Here is a 16108-nt window from a genome sequence, read left to right on the forward strand (position 1 = left end):
GAACCCGCCAGCACCCGCCACCCCGGACCAGCAACGATCCGCTTCTATCCCGTAACCCGCCAACCAGCAAGATCAACTTAAGCTAAGTGGCATTGCGGACTCGTGGGCCGTAGCTCACGCATGATCCCGGCCCGGGTAGCCTGCGCGCGCTACGGCTCGGACTCGTGGGCCGTAGCGCATGCATGATCCCGGCCCGGATGGCCTGCGCGCGCTACGGCTCCGACCTGCGTCTCGCAGCGGCGCAGCGGCGCAGCGGCGTGGCGGCGTGGCGTGCACCGGAAACGCTGGGCGTGGGGGAGAAGCCGCCCCTACGGCGCCGCGCAATTCGCGCTCCTGCGTGTCACCGCGTACTCCCGGTCGTCCTCGGTGATCCCCGACGGCACCCCGTCGAACCAGCTCTCCACCTTCTCGCCGGCCCGCACCTGCTCATAGTGCAGATGCGGCGCACTGGAATCCCCGGTGCTGCCGACCCGGCCCAGCTGATGGCCCTGCCCGACCTCGTCGCCGACCTCGACCGCCGGCGGCTCCAGCAGGTGCAGATAGAGCGTCTCCCACCGCCCGCCGTGGTCGATCTTCACCCAGTACCCGCCGCCGCGTCCCTGCCGTCCCTTGGGGTTCTCCGGGGTCCGATCGCCGAGCGACCCGTTGATCCCCGCTTCGACCACCGTGCCCGGGTACGAGGCGAGAACCGGCCGTCCCCACGTCTTCCCCGAGGTCGGATAGAAGTCGACGTCGAAGTCGTCATGCCCCGGATAGGTGCTGAGCCGCCAGGTCTCCCCGCAGGCGACCGGCAGCTGGAACGCCGGCCGGGGCCCCGGCGGTTCCCGGAGCCCCGGCACGACGAGCACCGCCGCGATTCCGATCACCGCGAGGGCGGCGCCTGCCCAAAGCCACTTCTTCCACACCAATCGATCATGACAACCGCTCGCTACCGGGAAGCGTGGACCACCGCTCCGATGGGTGCCCGGCCTCAGCGTCGCGCGATCGGGGCCGGCGGGCGTGGGGCCGAAGGTCCGGGTCCAATGGCCGTGCCCGTGCGGGTCGCTGGTGACCTAGCGTTCGACTATGGACACCGTCGTGACCGCCGCGGAACAGAGCGCGAGGCTGCCGGTCGTGGTCGGCGTCGACGGGATGGCGGCCACGCCGCACTCCGTCGACCTCGCCGCCTCCGAGGCTGCGCGTCGTGGTGTGCCGCTCGCCGTCGTGCACGCGTGGCCGGGCCGTCCGGTCCGTCCGTCGCGGACCCGGGCCGTGATGCCGGCCCGTGCCGAGGGACGTCATCTGCTGGAGCTGGCGGCGCGGCGTGCCCGGCACGCGTACCCGGATCTGGAGATCGTCACCGAGCTGGCGGACCAGGGCGCGGCGCAGGCGTTGCTGCGCTGGTCGGCCCGCGCGTCGCTGCTGGTGGTGGGTCACCGCGACGAGACCCGATCACGGTACGGGTGGGGCCCGACCGCCGCCTATCTGGCGCACCACACCGAGTGCCCGCTGCTCGTGCACCGCGGCCCGGCGCCGTCGCGGGGTCCGGTCGCGGTGGCCCTCTCCGGCGCCCGCACGCCGACCCTGGCGATGGCCTGCGGTGAGGCCGCTCGAGCCGGATGTTCCCTGGTGGCGGTGCATGTGCGGACGAAGCGGGATGACCAGCGGTTCGCCGAGCGGCTGACCGCCGACGTCCCGGTGCAGCGGCTGCTGATCAGTGGCGCCGACATTCCGTACACGGTGGATCGGATCTCCTGGCGGGCCCGCCTCATGGTGGCCGGAATCGGTCACAAGGGCTGGGCGGTGGAGACCGTCTACGGCACCCCGGGAGTGACGTCCGCCGGTCGGCGGCTGTGCCCTGTACTACTGGTGCCCCCGAATGTGAAAGCCCTCGCAGGGAAAAGCGCCGTCCCGAAATAGGCTGGCGGGATGAGTGATCGCCCACTGACCCTGATGGCTGTGCACGCCCACCCCGACGACGAGGTCACCAGCACCGGTGGGGTCCTCGCCAAGTACGCCGCCGAGGGCGTCACCACCATCGTCGTGACCTGCACCGACGGCCGTTGCGGGGACGGGCCGGGGGGTGTCAAGCCGGGGCAGCCCGGACACGACCCGGAGGCGGTCGCCGCACATCGCCGCCGCGAGCTGGAGGCCAGTTGCGCGGCGCTGAAGGTGTCACATCTGGAGATGCTCGGCTATCACGACTCGGGAATGATGGGCTGGGACACCAACGACGCGCCCGGCGCGTTCTGGGCCGCACCGGTCGACGAGGCGGCGCAGCGGCTGGCCGCGCTGATCGAGAAGTACCGGCCGGACGTCGTGCTCACCTACGACGCGAACGGCGGTTACGGCCACCCGGACCACATCCAGGTGCACCGGGTGACGATGGCAGCCGTCGAGCTGGCGAAACCGGCCAAGGTCTACATGAGCGCGCTGCCGCGCTCGGTGCTGGTCAAGATGGGTGAGCGGATGCGTGAGCTCGGCATCGGGCTCGACGAGCCGGGCTCCGGCGAGCCGCAGCCGGAGGGCTGGGCGGACGAGGACATCACCGCCTGGATCGACGTGGCGTCGGTGCTGGACCAGAAGTTCGACGCGTTGTCGGCGCACGCGAGCCAGAGCGACGGCGCGTTCTTCCTGAGCCTGGGCCGGGAGACGTTCGCCATGGTGATGGGCGTCGAGGCCTATGTCCGGACGCACGACACCACCGGCGCCCCGGCCGCCGAGACGGACCTTTTCGAGGGCCTTCGCTAGGCCTTCTTCGGCCTCTTGAGATCGCCCGGCGCGGGGAAGCAGGCGGCCATCTGCGGCGAGGCCGCGGTCGCCAGCTGCCGGCCGATCTGCTGGAGCTGGCCGACCTGCTCCGGCGTGAGCACGTCGAAGACGAGCCGCCGCGCCTCCCGGACGTGATTCGGCGCGGCGGCGACCACGACCGCCATCCCGGCGTCGGTGAGCAGCGCCTCGACGCAGCGGCCCTCGGCGCTGTCGGAGGTGCGCCGGCGTACCCAGCCCTGTCGTTCCAGCCGGGTCACCGCGTGCGAGAGCCGGGAGAGGGAGCCGCCGGCGAGGTGGGCGAGGGTGCCCATGCGCGTGGCCCGGCCCTCGGCCATGGAGAGCCAGGACAGGATCTGGTACTCGAAGAAGTTGATCCCGGCGTCCCGCTTGAGCTGGGCGTCGATGGCGGGCGGCACGGTGGAGAACATCGCGGTGAGCGCGATCCAGGCATGCGTCTCGTCGTCGGAAAGCCACGGTGCGTCTGTGCGCTCGGTCACGACTGAGCACAATACCCGAGACGCCCACTTGAACATTCAATACTTGCCGTGGCAAGCTTGCCGAGCGTTGAGCATTCAACTCCACCACAAAGGGAGAATCCCCATGCCCGTCCTGCGTATCGACGCCAGCATCCTCGGCCCGAACTCGGCCAGCAGCGAGCTCGCCGACGTGGTCGAGAAGGAGCTTGTCGAGAACAACCCGGGCGTCGAGATCGTCCGCCGCCACATCGGCGCGAACCCGCTGCCGTCGGACGCGTGGGCGGCCGCCGTCTCGGCCGGCTACGTCCCCGCCGACCAGCGCAGCGAGGCCCAGAAGAACGCCGTCGCCCTCGCCGTCGAACTGGCCGACGAGATCCGCAACGCCGACGCCGTGATCCTGGCGCTCCCGTTCTACAACTACGGCGTCTCGCAGCACGCCAAGATCTGGTTCGACCTGGCGATGGCCGGTGGTGAGAACGGCGAGAAGTTCCTCGACGGCAAGCCGGCCGTCCTGCTGACCACCCGTGGTGGCGCCTACGGCGTCGGCACTCCCCGTGAGGGCTGGGACCACAACACCGACTACCTGGCCCGCGTCGTCGGCGACATCTGGGGCGCCGACCTCACCGTGATCGAGCGCGAGTTCACCCTGGTCGGCGTGAACCCGGCGCTGGACCAGTTCACCGAGATGGCGACCCTGATGCGCAAGACCGCGCTCGAGGCCGCCGCGGTCGCCGGCCGTACCCTCGCGTCGCGCGTCTGATCTTCACCCCTCTGCTCTGCTCGCATCGGACCGTCCCTGTTCAGGGGCGGTCCGATGTCGTCTGTACCGCGTCCGAGGTCGTCTGTACCGCGTCTGCGGTAGAGAGAGTGACCCCGCCAGGATGACGACAGCGGCGGCGGAATCAGCGAGGGTCGGTCTGTGTCATCGAGCTTCGCGTTCCCGAGAGCCGGGCGCTGGGCGCGGCTGATCGTCGCGGCCGTGCTGGCGGTCGCTGTGATCGTGCTGCTCCGGCGTGAGTTCCCCGAGCCGGCGTCGCTCGTCGCGGCGTGGCGGACGGCCGAGACCTGGTGGCTGGTGCCGGCGCTGCTCGCGGCGACCGCGTCCCAGGTCGCTTTCGCCGGGCAGCAGCGGTCCCTGCTTCTCGCGTTCGGCGCCCGGCTGCGCCGCCGGGACGCGGTGGCGCTCACCTACAGCCGCAGCGCGCTGAGCATGGTGCTGCCGGCGGGCGCGGTGGTCTCCGCCGCCTATGCCTACCGGCACTATCGCCGGCACGGCGCGACATCGGCGGCGGCCGCGACGGTGACAGTGCTCTCCGGCGCGGTGTCGGTGGTGGCGCTCGCGCTGCTCTACGCGGCGGGCGCGCTCGCCACCGGTCTGTGGTGGGCGTCGGCGCTGCTCGCGCTCGTGCTGGCGGTCGCCGTCCTGCTGTTCCGCCGCGCCAGCGCGCCGACGTTCCGCTTCCGCTGGGCGCGTCTGCGCCGGCTCGCCGACGGCGCCGGCGAGGCGATTGACAAGGCCCATTTGGTACGGGTGAAGAGCTGGCTGATCACGCTGGGTTTCGCGGTCGCCAACTGGGCGCTGGACCTGGCCTGCCTGCTGGCCGTCGCCCGGGCGTTCCACCTGACCGTGGGCTGGGAGAAGATCGCCTGGGCGTACCTGACGGCCCAGCTCGTCCGGCAGATCCCGGTGACGCCGGGCGGCATCGGGCTGATCGAGGCCGGTCTGCTCGCCGGCCTGGTCACCGCGGGCTCACCCGGTTCGGCCGCGGTGGCCGTGGTCCTCGGTTACCGCCTGCTCTCGTTCTGGCTGTTGCTCCCGGCCGGCCTGGCCGGTCATCTGGTGCTCAGGGCCGGGCTGTCGAGGCCGGAGAGGTCAGCGGACGACGCGGCACCGGTTCGTGGTGCGGCGGTCCGGGTCGACTCCTCGGTTTAACCGGTTGCGACTTGCTACCGGTTTGCACCGTAACGAAGACCGGTTGTACAGTGCAAGTGGTATCCGGGAGGGACATGTGACGACCGTCGAGGAGCGCCGTTCCGGCTGCCCCATCAACCTCTCGCTGGAGGTCCTGGGCGACAAGTGGTCGTTGCTGATCATCCGCGACATGATGTTCGGCAACCGGCGGCATTTCCGGGCCCTGCTCACTCAGTCCGAGGAGGGCATCGCGACGAACATCCTGGCCGACCGCCTGCGCCGCCTCACCGAGCTCGGCATGATCACCTCGGTGCCCGACCCCGGCCACAAGCAGCGCGTCCTGCTCAGCCTCACCGAGCCGGCCATCCAGCTGGTCCCGGTCCTCGCCCACCTCGGCGCGTGGGGCCGCCGCCATTTGCCGGTCACCCGCGAGCTGGCGATCCGCGCCGAGCTGCTGGAGCGCGGCGGCCCGGAGCTGTGGGACGCCTTCATGGACGAGTTGCGCGAGCTGCACCTGGGCGTCCAGCGTCCAGCCGGCACCCCGTCGGTCCTGGACGGGCTGACCGCCGCATACCTGGCCGAGGTCGCCCGATCTGACATTTAAGGATGTTTAAGGTAACGACGCGTTGACCGGATATCGGCGTGCGTCTTTATTGGAGGGCACCCCTGATCCCCCGTACCCCCCAATGAGGTCGTCCCCATGCACAAGCGCAAGTTCCTCGCCCTGGCCGTGTCCGCCGCGGCGGTCGGCGCCCTCGGCGCCCTGGGTATCGGCAACGCCTCGGCCGCCGCGCTCGACCCGGCCCTGCCGCCCGGCGGCAACTTCGACCTGGCGGTCTGGCAGCTGCAGCTGCCCACCGGGTCGCCCGGCAAGCCGGACACCATCTCGCCGGCCCGGCTGAAAGGCGCGAGCGGGTACAGCAACCCGTCCTATTTCTGGACCGACAAGAACGACGGCTCGATGACGTTCTGGGCGCCGGAGAAGGGCGTCACCACGCCGAACTCGAAATACGCCCGATCCGAGCTGCGCGAGATGAACCGTGACGGCAGCGCCGCGGACTGGACGCTCGCCGGCAACCACACGCTCAGCGCGCAGCTGCGCGTCGTGTCGGTGACCAAGAACGTCGCGGTCGGCCAGGTGAAGCTCGGCACCGGCGGCACCTCGACCAAACCGCTCGCCGAGCTCTACTACCGCGCCAACGGCGACGTCTACCTCGGCACCCAGAACTCGCCGGACGCCAGCGGGCAGACCCTGCACAAGATCACGAACGTGGCGCTCGGGGTGAAGTGGACCTACGTGCTCAACGTCGTGGGCAACACGCTCAGCCTCACCGTCAACGGGGTGAAGAGCACGTACTCGGTCCCGGCGGCGTTCAGCCCGTACCGGCAGTATTTCAAGGCCGGCTCCTACAACCAGTCGTCGTCGGAGAGCACCACGAACGGTGCCAAGGTCAAGTTCTACGCTCTCACCGTGCGGCACGCCTGACGTACTGTCGGATCATGGCTGAGGTTCGGCGGGCGACGCTCAAGGATGTTGCTGCAGCGAGCGGCGTCTCCCGGGCCACTGTCAGTTTCGTGCTGAACGACACCCCGAACCAGACGATCTCCGAGGCGACGCGGGCGCGGATCCTGCAGGCGGTTCGCGACCTCGGCTACAAGCCGCACGGCATCGCGAAAGCGTTGCGTGAGGGCGCCTCGCGGATCGTGGTGCTGCAGATCGAGAGCGGACTGGAAGGCAACTACTCGCGGAGTTACCTGCGCGGGCTGGACGCCGAGCTCGCCGACCACGGCCATGTGCTGGTCGTGCGGCACGGGCCGGCCGGGCAGGTGCTCGACGCGATCAACCCGCGGGCGGTGCTGAGTCTCGGCGAGCCGTACCGGACGGGTCGCGAGCTGGACGACACCGGTGGTGGGTGGCGTGACGGGCTGGCCGCGCATGTCGCCCTGCAGATCCGTCATCTGGCCGAGAACGGTCACCGCTCGATGGCACTCGCGCTGCCTGCCACGGACGCGCCGCTCGGTGAGGTGCGTTTGCGGTTCGCGCAGGAGGCCGCCGCCTCGCTCGGACTGCCGCCGTTGCGGAGTGTGGTGATTCCCCGGCAGCGGGAGGCGGGGGTGGCCGCGCTGCGGGAGTTCCGGGCGGTCTCGTCGGCCGTCACGGCTGTCGCGGCGCACGATGACGACGTGGCGCTGCGGGTGCTCGCCGGGCTGCGCGATCTCGGGGTGTCGGTGCCGGGGGAGTGCGCGGTGATCGGGTTCGACGACACGGAGTACGGCGCGTTGTTCGCTCCGGCTCTGACCACGGTACGTATTGATGCTGAGGCTCACGGACGGTTGAGTGCGCGCCGGGTGCTGGGCTTGGATCTTGGTGATGTGACGCCGGTGCCGGCGCGGGTGATCTCCCGGCAGACGGTGTAGCCGCTGGGCCTGGGACGGGTCGGGCGGGTGACGCGGGGCTCGCGCGGTGATGTGGGCACACGGAGGCGAATTCATGAGAGGCGACGGCACACGCTGGCTCCCGCCGGCCGGGATGAGGACGCACCGAAGCGGTGCGTGTGCTTCCGCGCCGCTCTGGCGTAGGGGAAAGGCCACAATGCCGATGCGTGTGCCCTCATCCACGTTGGGCTGCCGGTAACGCGAGCGGCACGACGTCGGGCGGGGTGGGAGCTCACGGTGGGCCACTGGGTCTGCCGGGGGGACCGTGGGCCTTCGCCGGGGGGCGCCGTGTGCCCCGGTCATCGGGCGGGGCGGCGCCTGTCTCGGGTGCGGAACGCCTGGTGGATCGCTATCAGGGGAAGCACGCCTACCGGGTACCAGAGCATGTCGCGCGGGTCGAAGTGCGCGCCCAGCACCAGCCGCGCCACCAGGCTGTCCGCGGCGAGGAGCGCCGGAACGCCGGTGAGCTGGAACAGCTCGACGGCCCAGCAGAAGGCGATCGCCGCGGCGCCGGCGGTCAGCGGGCGGGCCCGCGGGATCAGCGCGAACAGGATCGCGTAGATCATGGAGGCGTACAGGGCGGTTCCGGAGTTCTGGGCGAGCGCCCCGGAACCGTCCAGGACACCGTCGCCGGCCAGCAGGCGGATCCCGAACGCCACGCCGAGGAAGACCAGCGCTGCCCCGGCGGCACCGGCTCGCACCCGCCACATACCCACGATCACAGCGCGACGGTAGACGGGCCGGACAAGGACTTCCGCTACCCCGAACGCCGCCCGGCGACCCGCCGCCGGTTCTCGGGGGTCACGGGACGAGCGGCCCACGCAGCGCCGCACGGGCGGCAGCCTCGTCCCCGGTGAGCCGCTCCCAGGCGATAGGACGGCGGTTCCAGAGGGCGAGCATCAACTCCTCGGCCGTACCATCGATCTCCGCAACCGGATCGCCCGGGCCGAGCATCCACGACGTACCAAGGTCGGTGGCGGTGAATCGGACCGCAACCACCGGCTCGGCGGCCAGGCCGCGCTTGATCATGCGGGGCACGAAGACCTCGATGACCTCGGCGATCCCGTCACCGGCCAGCGCCGGGTCCAGGGGTTCCGCCGTGCCGAGAGCATGCTGGGCGTCCCACAGATGCACCACCGTCTCCAGGCAGCGGCGGCGCTGCCAGAACCCGGCCGTGCGCGGCGGAGCGAACGTCCACGCCTCGGTCGCCGGGTCGACGTCGAGCGCTTCCAGAAGAGTCTCCGCGGTCTCGGTGAACCACGGCCCGATCCCGGTCGCGGGCGCCGGCGGGCGATGATCGCCGCGCCGCTCGGTGACGGCCGTCGCTGCCCAGAGATTGCCCTGGCCGAGGTGCGCGGCCAAATCGGCGAGCGTCCAGCCACCGCAGTGCTCGACCGTCGCCGTCAGATCGCCGTCGAGGCAGTCCCGGAACGCGGCGAGGTCGCGGCGCAGAAGAGTGAGGTGGTCGAGTTTCATCCGCCGCAGGGTACTCGGACTCGCACGTTCCCGAAGTACGGTTCCTGGGTAAGGGAAGGCGGCGACCGTCGGGACAGGGTGGTGGTGCAGCATGTCTACCAAAGACACACGCCGGGAGTTCGACCGGATCATCGGGCGGCTCGCCGACGAGGATCCGATGTTCCGCGCGCCGCGCCAGCTCTCCCGCGAGCTGCTGGTGGCGCTCTGCGTGCTGGGCGGCCTGGTCTGGGCCGGCCTGTCGGTGCTGATGGTGGTCTGGGGCGCGGCCGGCGTCGTCGTGACGTGCCTGGCGGTGGCCGCGTTCGCGCTGGCCGTCGCCCGCTGGCATCACCGCGTCTAGCCGGATTCGCCTGGTTTGCGGGCACCCCCCGACCGGGCGGCCCCCGACCGGGCGGGCCCCCGACCGAGGCGAGGGCCCGCGGCACGTCAGGACAGCAGGCGTCCGAGGTTCTCCGGGGCGAAGAACTCGGCCGGTGACGTCACGCCCGAGTTCAGGCGGGTGAAGGCGTCCATCTTCTCCTGGTCGCCGACGATAGCCGTCGCCAGCTGGATCATCTGCTTGTCCGGCGGCTGCAGCGACGCGATGCCCAGCGTCATCTCGTAGACCGGCATGGCCCGCGCGTCCCGCTTCTCCTGGTACGCCGGCAGCGACTGGTCCGGGTCCAGGGCACTCAGAGCCTCGGCCAGGTTCTCCGCGTCCAGGAAGGCGTCGGTGATGCCCTGCGCGGTGATGTAGTCCCGGTTGTAACCGGCGTCGCCGACCAGCGCCCAGCCGGGCCCGGACGGTACCCGGAAGTAGTTCGGCACCGACGCGCCGACCAGCTTCGACTCCAGTTTCGCGGCGCCGATCCGCTCGGCGAACGCCGGGGCGAGCGCGAACATCCGGTTCAGCTCGCCCTCGATGTCGTTGCGGTGCTCGGCGAGCTCCGCGTACGGCCAGCCGCCGACCACCAGGGTGAGATCGTCGTTTGTCGGGCACACCGCCCAGCTGCGGCCCGGCCGGCTGTACGCCTCGAAGGTGTCCGTCGGCAGGTTGCTCCAGTAACCGTAGTAGCCGACCGTGAGCGGGCCCTGGTCCGCGTACTGTTTCGCCTGCGCCGCCTTGGCGACGACCGAGTTGCGGCCGTCGGCGCCGACCACGAAACGGGCACGCTCGACGGTCGAGCCGCTGCGGATGCCGACGACCCGCCCGTCGTCGATCAGAACCTCTTCCACGCTGAAGTCCTCGCGGAACTCGGCGCCCGCCGCCACGGCGGCGTCCACCAGGATCTTGTCGAGAAGCAAACGGCGAGGAGCATAGGCGTACGGGGAATCAGGCGTCCCCGGCGCACCCGCGAGAGCGATCGGCCCGAAGTCGATCGAGTAACGACCCACCGGCGGGCAGCCGGTCGCGGTCACCTGGTCGAGCAGGCCCCAGCGCTGCAGCGCGGCCGCGCCCGGCGGGTGGATGACGTGGGTCGAGACCGTGTCGCTGGGAAAAGTGGCCCGGTCCACGAGCAGCGTGCGGTGTCCCTGCCGGGCCAGCAGCATCGCGAGCGGCGCCCCGGCGCAGCGCGCGCCGACCACGATGACGTCGTAACTCGGATTGGTCATGATCTCCCTCTGGTTCTCTTCCGCGCCATAGTGGACGGTCCAGTGGAGGCTGTCCATCGGCCGAAAATGTCGTACCCGGATGGCAGGGTTCGCGGCGTGCTGAAAGTGGACATCGTGGATGAGGCGACCAGCGGGCGTCCGCCCGTGCGGTGGCAGCTGGAGTTCCTTGACGAGCGGCCGACACTGCGGGAGATCCTGCTGACCTTCTCCGCTGTCGAGGCCTTCTCCCGCAACAGTTTCGTGGTGCTCGTCGGCAACCGGCAGATCGAGGACCTCGACGAGCGTCTGGATCTGAGCGACGGCGCCGAGGTGACGTTCCTGCGGCTCGTGCCCCTGGCCGGTGGGTGATGACCTCGCCGCACGCCGCCCGGCTGCTCCAGCAGCTCAGCGATCTCCACGACCCGGAGCTGAGGGTGGTGCTCACCGAGCTCACCGACCGTGACCTCGGCACTCTGCTGCCGGCCGCGCTGCGGATCCCGTTCGACCACCCGGCCCGGGTGCTGCGGGCCGGCATCACCTCGGCCTGCGGCAGCCGGCAGCCGGAGTTCGACGCCGCGGCCCTGGCGGACCTGTTCGCCGCGCTGGCCGGCCGTGACGGTCCCGGCCCCGAGGTGGCGGCCGCCGCGCTGCTGCGCACGCCGGAGCCGTGGCCGCCGTCGCTCGGCAAACTCGCGGGCGCGCTCGTGACCGCGGGCGCTCCGGTGACCGCCGGCCGCCCGGAGCACCCGTGGGCGGTGCTGGCCCTCGCCACGCTCAGCGGCAGCGTCCGCTCCCGCCTGGTGGCGAAACTCGCCGAGTGGGGCCTGGCGCCGATCGCCCGCGACGAGGCCGAGGCCCTCGCGGCCGCCGGCCCGGCCGCGCTGGCTCTGATCGGCGAGGTCGACGGGCACTATTCCTACTATTCGCCGCCCCCACTGCCGGACGCATGGGACAGGCTGGCCGCTGTGCCGGGCTATCCGTCGTTCGCGCGCACCGCGCTGGAGACCGCTCGGGACCGGCTCGCCGCCATCCACGCCGGCACGATCCCGTTCCGGGCCGACGCCGCCTTCGCCAAGGACGAGGTGGCCGCCCTCGGCCGGGCCGTGCGGGTCGCCCTGCTCCGTGACGAGCCCTGGCTCCTCCCCGTCCTCCGCCCGCTCCTGCTCGACGTGGCTGTCGCGCCCACCGCGGCCCGGACGCTGCCGTCCCAGAGCCTGCTCTACGAGGTGGCCCGGGCCGCCGAGGCGCTGCCCACGCCGGAGGTGCTCGCCGCGCTGCGCGAGGCGCGCGGGGTCACCCGGCACAAGGGCGTGCACCAGCAGCTCGATCGCAAGCTGCAGAAGATCGGGCGGGCGCTGGGCGACCGTCCCGAGGTGGCGCTGCGATTGCCCGACCTCGGGTTCGGCCGCGACGGTGCCCGGGTGATCCCGGTCGGGCCGGCCGAGGCCGTGATCACGCTGGGAGACGGCGTCGAGCTGGCGTGGCGCACCGCCGGCGGCCGGTTGTCGTCCTCGGTGCCGGCGGCGGTGCGGCGTGACCATCCGGAGGCGGTCGCCGAGGTCCGGGCACTCGTCAAGCAGGTGCGCGGGCATCTGGTGACGCTGGCGCGGGCGCTGGAGGCGGGGTTCGCCACCGGGCAGGTGGTGCCCTATCGGGAGCTCGCCGCCAATGGTCTCGGGTGGTCGATGGTCCGGCGTCTGATCTGGGAGGTCCGGGATCCGTCGGGGGAGTGGCGCGCTTTCCTGCCGGCCGCCGACGGCTCCGCTGGTGGCCCGCTCGGCGGCGATGAGGTCCGGCTGTGGCATCCGCTCGTCGCCAGCCCCGCCGAGATCGGCGCGTGGCGTGACCTGCTCACCGCCCGTGAGCTGCGGCAACCCGTCAAGCAGGCGTTCCGTGAGGTCTACCGGCTGACGCCGGCCGAGCAGGAGACGGTCACCTACTCCAACCGGTTCGCCGCGCACATCGTGCACTACAAACAGCTGTACGCGCTGGTCAAGGGCCGGGGCTGGGCCACCTCGATGCTTGGCCCGTGGGACGGCGGCGACACCGCCGAGGCCACCCGCGTCCTCGGCGGCGGATCGTGGCGGGTCACGCTGCGCCACGACTACCGCGACGACGACACCGCCGGCACCGATCGGGTCTGGTTCGACCGCCGGGCCGGCGCGTCGTGGCGGAGCGTGCCGCTCACCGACGTGCCACCGCGCGTGTTCAGCGAGGCCATGCGGGACGTGGACCTGTTCGTCTCGGTCACGTCGATCGCCGCCGACCCGAGCTGGTTCGACGGTCATCTCGACCGGTTCGACGGTCACCTCGGCTACTGGGAGCGTGAGCACCACGCCGAGCTGACCGCGACGGCCGAGGTGCGGCGTGCGGCCCTGGCCCGGATCCTGCCCCGTACCAGGATCGCCGACCGGTGCGAGCTGACCGAGCGGCACCTGGTCGTCCGGGGCGAGCTGCACACCTACCGGATCCACCTGGGCAGCGGAAACATCCTGATGGAGCCGGGTAACGCGTACCTGTGCATCGTCCCGGCGGGGAAGGGACCGGACGTCTTCCTGCCGTTCCAGGAGGACCGGCTGAGCGTGATCCTCAGCAAGGCGTTCCTGCTGGCCGACGACCAGAAGATCACCGACCCGTCGATCACCGCGCAGCTCCGCGGGCGATCCGGTTGAATCAGATCATGCGGCGGATCAACGAACACCTGGTGAGCTGGGCCAGCCTGCTGGAGGAGGAGACGCTACGGCAGGCCGAGGCGGCGTCGCGGCTGCCGTTCATCCACCCGCACATCGCTCTCATGCCGGACGCGCACCTCGGCAAGGGCGCGACAGTGGGCTCGGTCATCCCCACCCTCGGGGCGATCATCCCGGCCGCGGTCGGTGTCGACATCGGCTGTGGGATGGCCGCCGTCCGCACCCAGTACCACCGTGACGACCTGCGCCCCGACCTGAGCACGCTGCGGACGGCCATCGAGCGGGCGGTGCCGCTCTCCGCCGGGGCGTACAACACCAGGCTGACCGAATCGGCCCGGAAACGGGTGGACCAGCTGGCCGCTTCGCTCGATCCCGGGAAGTACGCGTTCGATCCCGGGAAGTACGCGAAGAACTGGGCCCTCCAGCTCGGCACGCTCGGCAGCGGCAACCACTTCATCGAGGTGAGCCATGACGAGAACGGCGCGGTGTGGCTGTTCCTGCACTCCGGCTCCCGCGGCGTCGGCAACAAGATCGCCAGCCATCACATCCGGGTCGCGCAGCAGCGCGGGCTCCGGCTCCCGGACCGCGATCTGGCCTACCTCGACGAGGGCACGCCGGAATTCGACGCGTACCTGACCGAGCTGCGCTGGGCGCAGAACTTCGCGCTGCTCAACCGGGACGAGATGATGGACCGCGTGATCGACTGCTTCGCCGAGTTCATCGGCGGGCCGGTCGAGCAGCGGGAACGGGTGCAGTGCCACCACAACTACACCGAGCAGGAGGTCCACTTCGGTGAGCGGGTGTGGCTGTCCCGGAAAGGGGCGATCAACGCCGCCGCCGGGGTGCCCGGTCTGATCCCGGGGTCGATGGGTGACGCCTCCTACGTCGTGACCGGCAAGGGCAACCCGGAGTCGCTGAACTCGTCACCGCACGGCGCGGGCCGCGCCTTCTCCCGGTCGAAAGCACGCAAGACGTTCACCCGCGAGCAGCTGCGCGAGGCGATGAAGGGCATCGAGTACCGCGATACCGACGCGTTCCTCGATGAGATCCCGCAGGCCTACAAGCCGATCGACGTGGTGATGCGCGATGCCGCCGACCTGGTCGAGATCCGCCACACCCTGCGCCAGATCGTCAACGTGAAAGGCGACTGACGGGCCATGTCGACGCCTCATGTCGACGTGTCGCGTTGACGCCTCATGTTGACCAGTCATGTCGAATCTTCACGTCGACGTGTCGCGTTGACGCCTCATGTTGACCAGTCATGTCGAACCCTCACGTCGATGTGTCGCGTTGACGCCTCATGTTGACCAGTCATGTCGAACCCTCACGTTGACGGGTCATGTTGACAGCAATTGACGTCTTGTCATTGCCGGCTGGTGCGGATTGGCAGTGACGCGTAGCCGCGCAGCACCAGCCGATCCCGCCGCACCGGCTCGCCGTCCGCCCGCAGCTCCGGAAGTATGCGCAGGAGCAGCGGAAACGCGACCTGCGCCTCGAGCCGGGCCAGCGGCGCGCCGAGGCAGTAATGGGCGCCGCCACCGAACGACACCGGCTGGATGCTCGGGCGACCCGGGTCGAAACGGTGCGGATCGGGGTACCGCGCCGGGTCCCGGTTCGCGGACCCGAGCAGCATGGTCAGCGGCACACCGGCGGCCAGATGGTGACCGTCACCGAGATCCAGTGCCGTGCTGGTGAACCGGGTCGTCAGCTGCACCGGTGAGTCGTACCGCAGGGTCTCCTCGACGAACGCGGCCGCAAGGCCCGGATCCGCGCGCAACCGATCCGCCTGATCGGGCCGGTCCAGCAGGATCTTGAGACCGGTGCCGAGAAGGTTCGTCGTAGTCTCAAAACCGGCCACGAGCAGCAGCACGAGGTTGGCGAGCAATTCCTGTCCGGTGAGCGTTCCGTCGGCGGCGAGGGCGCTGGTGAGGTCCTCCTGCGGGTTCTTCTGCCGCTCGGCGATCAGCCCGATGAAGTAATCCTCCAGCTCACGCCCGGCCGTGTCGGCGGTAGCCATCTCCTGTTCCGAGCTGATCGGTTCCAGCACGACGGTCAGGTCAGCGGCCCGCTGCCGGAACCACGACTGATCCGATTCGGGCACCCCGAGCAGCGCGCAGATCACCGCGATCGGCAGCGGATAGGCGAACGCGCTGACGAAGTCCGCCCGCTCGGGCATCTCCTTGATCAGCTTCTCGGCAATCCCGGTGATCACGTCCCGCATACCGGCCACCCGCCGCGCCGTGAACGTCGCCGCAGCGACCCGCCGCACCCGCGTGTGCTCCGGCGGATTGAACTGCAACATCGACATCACGATCGACGCGACCGCCCGGTTCTCCCGCCAGTCCGGCCACATCCCGTCATAGTCGGCGGCGTCCGCGACGCGCAGGCTCGGCTCCCGCAGCAGCCGATTGGTCAACTCGTGGGTGGTGACGAACCAGCGCCCGTCGAGCGCCCGAAATATCGGCGCATGCTCCCGGATGGTGTCATAAGCCGGGTAGGGGTCCAGCCGTCCGTCAGCCGAGAACAACGACGCGAGAGCGGTTTCGTAGTCCATCCGACAAGTGTCGCGCGGCACGCCAGGCGTTCCGCTTGCGCTCTTCCTGCGGGTACGCGCATCGGGTCCCCAAAAGCACGCAAACCCTCCCGAGCCTACCGCGCGATCATCCTGCCGGGTCACTGCCGCAGCGCGGCCGCCGGCGACAGGTGCCCACTCACGCCGGACCGGTCCCGACCCTCTCAGCGTGTTGAGTTCGGGTGCGCTCCGCACCTCAACTCAACACGCAGAGCTGATGCGG

17 protein-coding genes are annotated in these 16108 nt (G+C 70.7%); 11 read left to right on the forward strand and 6 right to left on the reverse strand.

What is annotated here, in order from left to right; genetic code table 11:
• Nucleotides 1–308 precede the first annotated feature (308 nt).
• Entirely contained in the window at nt 309–905 is a 597-nt protein-coding gene (locus AB0F72_RS16725; protein WP_360431282.1) for a M23 family metallopeptidase, read from the reverse strand.
• Between the two features lie 160 nt (nt 906–1065).
• On the opposite strand from AB0F72_RS16725, the gene AB0F72_RS16730 reads away from it, so the two are divergent.
• Nucleotides 1066–1899, forward strand: coding sequence for a universal stress protein (locus tag AB0F72_RS16730; RefSeq protein WP_360431285.1), 834 nt, complete (start codon nt 1066–1068; stop codon nt 1897–1899).
• 9 nt (nt 1900–1908) lie between these two features.
• Complete coding sequence (locus tag AB0F72_RS16735; protein ID WP_360431287.1) at nt 1909–2730, forward strand: PIG-L family deacetylase; 822 nt, start codon at nt 1909–1911, stop codon at nt 2728–2730.
• On the opposite strand, the gene AB0F72_RS16740 is transcribed toward AB0F72_RS16735, so the two are convergent.
• Nucleotides 2727–3248: a MarR family winged helix-turn-helix transcriptional regulator gene (locus AB0F72_RS16740; RefSeq protein ID WP_360431290.1), complete on the reverse strand. Its 522-nt coding sequence runs from the start codon at nt 3246–3248 to the stop codon at nt 2727–2729. The two genes, AB0F72_RS16735 and AB0F72_RS16740, sit on opposite strands and share 4 nt — an antisense overlap.
• A 103-nt stretch (nt 3249–3351) precedes the next feature.
• Here AB0F72_RS16740 and AB0F72_RS16745 point away from each other — a divergent pair, with 103 nt between their 5' ends.
• The 5 genes from AB0F72_RS16745 (at nt 3352) to AB0F72_RS16765 (ending at nt 7557) form a co-directional block, all read left to right on the forward strand.
• Nucleotides 3352–3987, forward strand: a complete 636-nt coding sequence (locus AB0F72_RS16745; RefSeq protein WP_360431293.1) for an NAD(P)H-dependent oxidoreductase — start codon at nt 3352–3354, stop codon at nt 3985–3987.
• A 159-nt stretch (nt 3988–4146) separates the two neighbouring features.
• Nucleotides 4147–5160 (forward strand): lysylphosphatidylglycerol synthase transmembrane domain-containing protein, encoded by a 1014-nt coding sequence (locus AB0F72_RS16750; protein WP_360431296.1) that lies wholly within the window; start codon nt 4147–4149, stop codon nt 5158–5160.
• 76 nt (nt 5161–5236) lie between these two features.
• Nucleotides 5237–5743, forward strand: a complete 507-nt coding sequence (locus AB0F72_RS16755; RefSeq protein ID WP_360431299.1) for a helix-turn-helix domain-containing protein — start codon at nt 5237–5239, stop codon at nt 5741–5743.
• Between the two features lie 96 nt (nt 5744–5839).
• Nucleotides 5840–6625 (forward strand): polysaccharide lyase family 7 protein, encoded by a 786-nt coding sequence (locus AB0F72_RS16760; RefSeq protein ID WP_360431302.1) that lies wholly within the window; start codon nt 5840–5842, stop codon nt 6623–6625.
• A 14-nt stretch (nt 6626–6639) separates the two neighbouring features.
• Complete coding sequence (locus tag AB0F72_RS16765; RefSeq protein WP_360431305.1) at nt 6640–7557, forward strand: LacI family DNA-binding transcriptional regulator; 918 nt, start codon at nt 6640–6642, stop codon at nt 7555–7557.
• Nucleotides 7558–7874: 317 nt separating this feature from the next.
• Here the strand turns inward: AB0F72_RS16765 and AB0F72_RS16770 are convergent, their stop codons facing one another.
• Both AB0F72_RS16770 and AB0F72_RS16775 read right to left on the reverse strand, forming a co-directional pair.
• A complete protein-coding gene (locus AB0F72_RS16770; RefSeq protein WP_360431308.1) occupies nt 7875–8297 on the reverse strand; it encodes a DUF2809 domain-containing protein in 423 nt (140 codons plus the stop codon).
• 79 nt (nt 8298–8376) lie between these two features.
• Nucleotides 8377–9051: a maleylpyruvate isomerase family mycothiol-dependent enzyme gene (locus tag AB0F72_RS16775; protein ID WP_360431311.1), complete on the reverse strand. Its 675-nt coding sequence runs from the start codon at nt 9049–9051 to the stop codon at nt 8377–8379.
• 91 nt (nt 9052–9142) lie between these two features.
• Here AB0F72_RS16775 and AB0F72_RS16780 point away from each other — a divergent pair, with 91 nt between their 5' ends.
• On the forward strand, nt 9143–9391 hold the full coding sequence (locus tag AB0F72_RS16780) for a hypothetical protein (protein WP_360431314.1): 249 nt from the start codon (nt 9143–9145) through the stop codon (nt 9389–9391).
• A gap of 86 nt (nt 9392–9477) precedes the next feature.
• On the opposite strand, the gene AB0F72_RS16785 is transcribed toward AB0F72_RS16780, so the two are convergent.
• Nucleotides 9478–10644 carry an NAD(P)/FAD-dependent oxidoreductase gene (locus AB0F72_RS16785; RefSeq protein WP_360431317.1) on the reverse strand — a complete coding sequence of 389 codons (1167 nt, stop codon included), beginning with the start codon at nt 10642–10644 and terminating at the stop codon, nt 9478–9480.
• 96 nt (nt 10645–10740) lie between these two features.
• On the opposite strand from AB0F72_RS16785, the gene AB0F72_RS16790 reads away from it, so the two are divergent.
• The 3 genes from AB0F72_RS16790 to AB0F72_RS16800 are packed head-to-tail and all read left to right on the forward strand — an operon-like array spanning nt 10741 to nt 14464.
• Nucleotides 10741–10992: a hypothetical protein gene (locus AB0F72_RS16790; RefSeq protein ID WP_360431320.1), complete on the forward strand. Its 252-nt coding sequence runs from the start codon at nt 10741–10743 to the stop codon at nt 10990–10992.
• Nucleotides 10992–13295, forward strand: coding sequence for a DUF4132 domain-containing protein (locus AB0F72_RS16795; RefSeq protein WP_360431322.1), 2304 nt, complete (start codon nt 10992–10994; stop codon nt 13293–13295). The genes AB0F72_RS16790 and AB0F72_RS16795 overlap by 1 nt, the downstream gene beginning before the upstream one ends.
• An 8-nt stretch (nt 13296–13303) precedes the next feature.
• Nucleotides 13304–14464 carry an RtcB family protein gene (locus AB0F72_RS16800; RefSeq protein ID WP_360431325.1) on the forward strand — a complete coding sequence of 387 codons (1161 nt, stop codon included), beginning with the start codon at nt 13304–13306 and terminating at the stop codon, nt 14462–14464.
• Between the two features lie 212 nt (nt 14465–14676).
• Here the strand turns inward: AB0F72_RS16800 and AB0F72_RS16805 are convergent, their stop codons facing one another.
• Complete coding sequence (locus AB0F72_RS16805; RefSeq protein WP_360431328.1) at nt 14677–15867, reverse strand: cytochrome P450; 1191 nt, start codon at nt 15865–15867, stop codon at nt 14677–14679.
• Between the last annotated feature and the right edge of the window lie 241 nt (nt 15868–16108).

The sequence above is a fragment of the Actinoplanes sp. NPDC023936 genome (assembly GCF_040639325.1).
Taxonomy (GTDB): Bacteria; Actinomycetota; Actinomycetes; order Mycobacteriales; family Micromonosporaceae; genus Actinoplanes.